We start from the raw sequence: 5,857 nt of genomic DNA, 5'->3' as shown, positions 1-5,857 counted from the left end.
TTGCCGCTACGGATCTTGAGGCGGCTTATGATAAACGTAAAATGTGGAACCAGATGCGCATGATGCCGACTGATTTTACTGATTTATCTGGTGAGACCACGTTTACTTATCTTATGAATGGTAAAACCACAGCGGCTAACTGGACGCAACTTGTCAAGGCTGGACAGCCTGTCAAACTACGTTTTATTAATGGTTCAGCGCAGACGATATTTGATGTACGCATCCCCGGCCTAAAAATGAAAGTCGTCGCGACGGATGGGATTGATGTCAGTCCCGTCGATATCGATGATTTCCGTATTGGGGTGGCCGAGACTTATGATGTCATCGTGACGCCCACTAAAGACGCGCATACCATATTTGCTCAAAACATAGATCGGTCAGGCTATGTTGCGACAACGCTTGCTACCAAAAAAGGTGCTCGTCCTGCGATACCTGCTATGGACAAAATCGAATGGCTGACGATGGCCGACATGATGGGCGCCATGGGATCGAATGGCTATAACGCTAAACATGCCAAAACAGAATATGACTTTAAGTCCGATATGCGCGTTGATAGTCCGCGTATGAACCTTGATGACCCTGGTATTAATCTACGTAACATTGATAGAAAGGTTTTGAATTATAGTCAGTTGCGCTCTGTCGGCGATGAGATAATGGCAGAGCAGCGCAAACCCACCAGAGAGATTGAAATACATCTGACGGGAAACATGGAGCGCTATATTTGGGCTCTAGACGGGGTTATGTTCAAAGATGCCGCACCGGTCAATATTAAGCCGGGTGAGCGCGTACGTATTACCTTAGTCAATGACACCATGATGAATCATCCCATGCATTTGCATGGTATGTGGAGCGATCTGCGGATGCCTTCAGGTGAGTTTCAAGTACGTAAGCATACGATAATGGTACAGCCTGCACAAAAGATAAGCTTTGATGTCACCGGAGAAGCTGGCAGATGGGCATGGCATTGCCACTTGCTCTATCACATGGAAGCAGGGATGTTTAGAGAAGTTGCCGTTGTTTAATAAACCTTCGAATATGAGCCTTATTATGAAAATATATAAAGTAGGTCTACCGTTTATTGGCATGTCATCTTTGATGCTACTAATGTCACCTTTAGCAAACGCTGCTGAGATGTCGAACATGGATCATGGCAGTATGGACATGTCTGGTATGGATATGTCAGATATGGATCACAGCAGCATGGACATGTCTGGTATGGATATGTCAGATATGGATCATAGTGGTATGGATATGTCAGGCGATATGTCGGATATGGATCACAGTGGTATGGATATGTCAGGTGACATGTCAGATATGGATCACAGTGGCATGGATATGTCGGGCGATATGTCAGGTATGGATCACAGTGGCATGGATATGTCAGGCATGGACCATGGCAGTATGGATATGTCAGGTATGCAAGGTGGCGAAGCACCAGCCGATGCTCGCAGTCCTGACTACTCGAACGGTGTTCCCTATGGTCGCTTTGGTAAGCCTGTGATGATGGGTAGCTTACCGTTATGGGGTGTGTCAGTAGAAACTTTGGGCTATCAGTTTGAGAATGACCAAATCGATTTTGAGTTTGATACGTGGTACGGTACTGATAGTAATCGTGTCACTCTACGCAGTGAAGGTAGTGCTCAAACTAACGATGATAAAGAAATTGATAGCTTAACCTCACTCGCTTATTGGAAGCCGCTCGGTATCTTCTGGAATGGAGAAGCGGGTATTGCTTATAATACTGAAAACGATAAGTCCGCAATCATGGCAGGCATTGTTGGTACGGCGCCGTACTTCGTTGAGACTGACGCAAGAGCTTATCTATATACTGATGGTCAAGTCCAGCTTGATCTTGGGACAGCGTACGAGTGGCGCTTAGATCAGCGTTGGGTGGTCAGACCAGAGCTGGAGCTGACTGCCTTTAGTAAAGATGATACCGATAACGGTATTACTAAAGGCTTTAATGAGTTTGAAGCTGAAGTTAGGCTGGCTTATGAGACATTCAGTCGTCAGCTCGCGCCTTATGTTGGTTTCAGCTACAAGAGCGCCTTGGGTGATGCGCGAGACTTACGTCGTCAAGAGGACGAAGACGTTGATTCTAATAGTCTGACTGCTGGTGTGATGTTTTGGTTCTAGTGTTAACCATGTAAGTAACAACAGTTTATAACACTAGCTCTAAAAAAAGGCACCTCTTTATTTAGGTGCCTTTTTACTAAATTAAGGACAAGAATATGAATAACCATATGGATAATAAACAGAAGCAAATGAACCCTTATGTAAAGTTCACAATCATGATTTTAACATCGACAGTGGTGATGTTTATCATGATGTATTTTAACACCTATCAGTGGGATCATATTTACTTTAGTGAAACCCGAGCTTATATGGCGCTGTATATGGGCGCGGTAATGGCAATTATCATGCTCGCCTTTATGACTAATATGTATAAAAAAACCAAGATAAACTTGATGGTTTATGGGGTTAGCGTAGTTTTATTTGCCTTTGGTCTTTGGGGCGTACGCTCTCAGCAAACGGTCGATCAAGTGGATTGGATGCAGGCGATGATACCGCATCACTCGATTGCTATTTTGACCAGTTCGCGTGCTGATATCGAAGATCCACGTGTACGTCAGCTTGCTGATGACATTATCGAAGCACAAAAGCGTGAAATCGGTGAGATGCAAGCACTTATTGATGAGTTGGAATAATATATTATGATACCAATAAGTAAGCTCTTCTTTAAAAACTATTTACTATATCGCGTCTTTTAATTCTAACTATACCTACTCCTTACTTCAAAAATAACCTGTAAAACTGAAGTTCTACGAAGAAATAAATTAAGGTCGAATAAGTATGAAGCAAGATAGAACGACTCGCTATCAGAAGGATAGTTTGACATTATCAGGAACAGTTATGCTAGGTACCGGTGTCATGATCGGTGCTGGTATTTTCGCTCTGACCGGTCAGATGGCTCAGATGACGGGTTCGCTTTTCCCACTTGCTTTTCTAGCCGCCGCAATCGTTGTTTCTTTTAGTGCCTATTCTTATATCAAAATCTCTAACGCTTACCCGTCGGCTGGCGGTGTTGCAATGTACCTGCATCAGGCATACGGAGATCGTTTACCGACTGGATTTAATGCCCTGCTGATGTATTTCTCCATGGTTATAGCGCAGAGCTTTTTGGCCCGGACGTTCGGGTCATACACTATGCAGTTATTCGGTGGCGATGACAGCGGTCGCATGGTATCCATCCTTGGCGCCGCGCTTATTCTTGCTGCGTTCTTTATCAATTTACTTGGTAATCGTTGGATTCAGGGGGTTGCATCGGTTATCGGTATTATAAAAATTGTCGGTATTCTTATATTCGGGTTGGTTGGTATCTGGCTAGCTGATAGCTTTGCAGTTGATTCTTCTACATTAGGTGACACTAATACTGTTGGTGACTTTCTTGGCGCAACGGCGCTAGGCATACTGGCATTTAAAGGCTTTACCACGATTACCAACAGTGGCTCGGAAGTAAAAAATCCTCATCGCAACGTCGGCCGTGCCATTGTAATATCAATCGCAATATGCGTAGTTATTTACACTCTAGTCGGTTTCGCGGTGTCTAGTAATCTATCTCTTGCCGAAATCATCGAAACTAAAGATTACTCCTTGGCTGCCGCCGCACGCCCAGCACTTGGCGACTATGGTCTATGGTTCACAGTTGCAATCGCAATGGTAGCTACCGCTGGCGGCCTCCTTGCTAGCATCTTCGCAGTCTCTCGTATGCTTGCTATGTTGACTGAGATGAAGCTGGTGCCTCATCGTCATTTGGGAATGCCGGGAAGCGTTCAAAAACATACGTTGGTCTATACTGTGGTGTTGGGTTTAGCTTTTACGACGTTATTTGACTTATCACGAATTGCAGCGCTTGGCATTGTTTTCTATCTAATTATGGATATCGCCATTCATTGGGGTGTTTTGCGATACCTTCGTCAGGATATAAAGGCGGTGATGTGGGTGCCTATAGTGGCCATACTTCTTGACCTGTTGGTTCTCGGCGGTTTTGTCTGGATTAAACTAAACTCAGATCCATTCGTACTTGGCGTAGCAGTCGTCACTATTGTAGTGATTGCTGTGGCTGAGCAGGTTTACCTGAAATCTTCAGCGAGGAAAAAAGCTATCGAAAAAGATACGCTTGCAGACCATCATTGACAGTAACATCAAAGAGTTTACAGAAAATTGTTTGGTTAAAGATTGCATAGATTTAAGCGTCTGCTTACTATCTTCAAGAATTGATTTCATGCAATACGATATTCATAAAGACAACAGGGAAAGTAAGCTATGAATGAGTCATTTAATCACGCTGGAACTTGGGGTCTCGCACTAATTGTTATTGTTCTGATTTCTTGGTTCTTTTACCGTTATTTCGCACCAAAGAACTGGCGTGAATGGGCGGGTGCTGGTGTAGTTCAGGCTTTCATTATTGCACTTTACGCAGAAATGTATGGCTTTCCGCTCACTATATATTTATTAGTACGGTTTTTTGGTTTGGACAGCCAATATGTCAGCGCTAGCTTATGGTCGACCCTTGTTGGTTTAGGTGAGACAGGCATGATGATCTCAATGCTACTCGGCTATGCTATTGCATTTTTAGGAGTCGGTCTTTTTGCTCAAGGTTGGCGCCAAGTCCACAAAGCACGAGGGGAAAATCGTTTAGTAACTGATGGACTCTATGCCTACGTACGTCATCCTCAGTACACCGGGTTGTTTATTGCACTGTTCGGTGAGGGTGTGGTGCATTGGCCAACTCTGTTTTCAATCGGTCTGTTTCCAGTGATTGTGCTTGTATACACATGGTTAGCTCGACGTGAGGAACGGCATATGTTTGAAGAGTTTGGTAAAGACTACCTTGCTTACAAACAGCAAGTGCCAATGTTTATTCCTCAATGGGGTCAATGGCGTCAACTTGCCGCCGCCGCACGAGTTAAAAAGTAATATCAATACAGGATAAAGCTTTAATTCATACAAATCCTTAGAGTTAGCATGGTTAGATACGATTGGTTATCTTGAGCTTGAACCACATCATACAATAGTGAGGATTACTAAGATGGCCAAATCAAACTTAACGACAAGTCCTTTGAGAATTGTCCCTGTTGGCAACAGTGTATCGTTGTTTCTACTCATTAGTTACCTGTTATGCATAGGCTTTGGCTTACTTGCACCCGAACAGATAAGTATGCATGAAGCTTGGGCGCCTCTGCTACCTGGCTTTGAGTGGTTGACGTGGACAGGTTTTCTAATTGGGTTTGTCGAATCGTATCTTTACGGTTGGTATTTCGCAATCTTATTCGTGCCATTATACCGTTGGTTCGCCAAAGTGCGCTAAAGATATTGATATATTAACAGTCAGTAAACCTCTTCGGTTCGAGTAAAAATTAATTGAAGAGTTGGAGTGATCACAGTTTAGACTGAGGAGAAATCATAATGAATGGGTCAATGCATGGCATGATGAACGGCTCAATGATGTATGGCATGGGCTGGGTTATGATGCTTATCTGTTTGTTATTCACCCTACTATTTTTCGCAGTACTAGTACTAACAATCATGGCACTGCTCAAGTATTTGCGTGATAAAAACTAAATTCCAATTGAAAAGTATAGAAATTATTTTTTAGAGGTTTTTAGATTAATGATTAGATGAATAGCAATCGAGGATTGATGATAGTGCTTTAAGAGTTGTACTTATTACCCCACTCTCAACTTCGAAAGTGATTGAAAAAAGAAGAGCACCTCACTAATCTATTGTTTTCGACCAAGAATACAATGGAGTTGTGAGATGCCCATAGACGAATTTATCATCAATATCTATTTAA

General features: G+C 43.1%; 7 protein-coding genes. All 7 read left to right on the top strand.

Translation table 11 applies throughout. The features are described from left to right. Positions 1-1,022 (top strand): multicopper oxidase domain-containing protein (locus DVY93_RS12220; RefSeq protein ID WP_230711029.1); only part of this gene is annotated, 1,022 nt, incomplete at its 5' end. Between the two features lie 25 nt (positions 1,023-1,047). Further along, entirely contained in the window at positions 1,048-2,136 is a 1,089-nt protein-coding gene (locus DVY93_RS12215) for a copper resistance protein B (RefSeq protein WP_230711028.1), read from the top strand. A 95-nt stretch (positions 2,137-2,231) separates the two neighbouring features. Beyond that, positions 2,232-2,708, top strand: coding sequence for a DUF305 domain-containing protein (locus DVY93_RS12210; RefSeq protein WP_068037340.1), 477 nt, complete (start codon positions 2,232-2,234; stop codon positions 2,706-2,708). Positions 2,709-2,853: 145 nt separating this feature from the next. After that, complete coding sequence (locus tag DVY93_RS12205; protein WP_220455939.1) at positions 2,854-4,197, top strand: APC family permease; 1,344 nt, start codon at positions 2,854-2,856, stop codon at positions 4,195-4,197. Positions 4,198-4,326: 129 nt separating this feature from the next. Further along, entirely contained in the window at positions 4,327-4,980 is a 654-nt protein-coding gene (locus DVY93_RS12200) for a methyltransferase family protein (protein WP_068037334.1), read from the top strand. A gap of 112 nt (positions 4,981-5,092) precedes the next feature. Then, positions 5,093-5,371 carry a DUF5676 family membrane protein gene (locus DVY93_RS12480; RefSeq protein WP_227526553.1) on the top strand — a complete coding sequence of 93 codons (279 nt, stop codon included), beginning with the start codon at positions 5,093-5,095 and terminating at the stop codon, positions 5,369-5,371. Between the two features lie 98 nt (positions 5,372-5,469). Then, positions 5,470-5,625, top strand: coding sequence for a hypothetical protein (locus DVY93_RS12195; RefSeq protein ID WP_156770962.1), 156 nt, complete (start codon positions 5,470-5,472; stop codon positions 5,623-5,625). The last annotated feature ends 232 nt before the right edge of the window (positions 5,626-5,857 follow it).

It is taken from the genome of Psychrobacter sp. CCUG 69069, from assembly GCF_021023115.1.
In the GTDB taxonomy this organism is placed as follows: domain Bacteria; phylum Pseudomonadota; class Gammaproteobacteria; order Pseudomonadales; family Moraxellaceae; genus Psychrobacter; species Psychrobacter namhaensis.
Note: the sequence above shows the minus strand (reverse complement) of the source record. Positions and strands in the feature narration are given on the sequence as shown.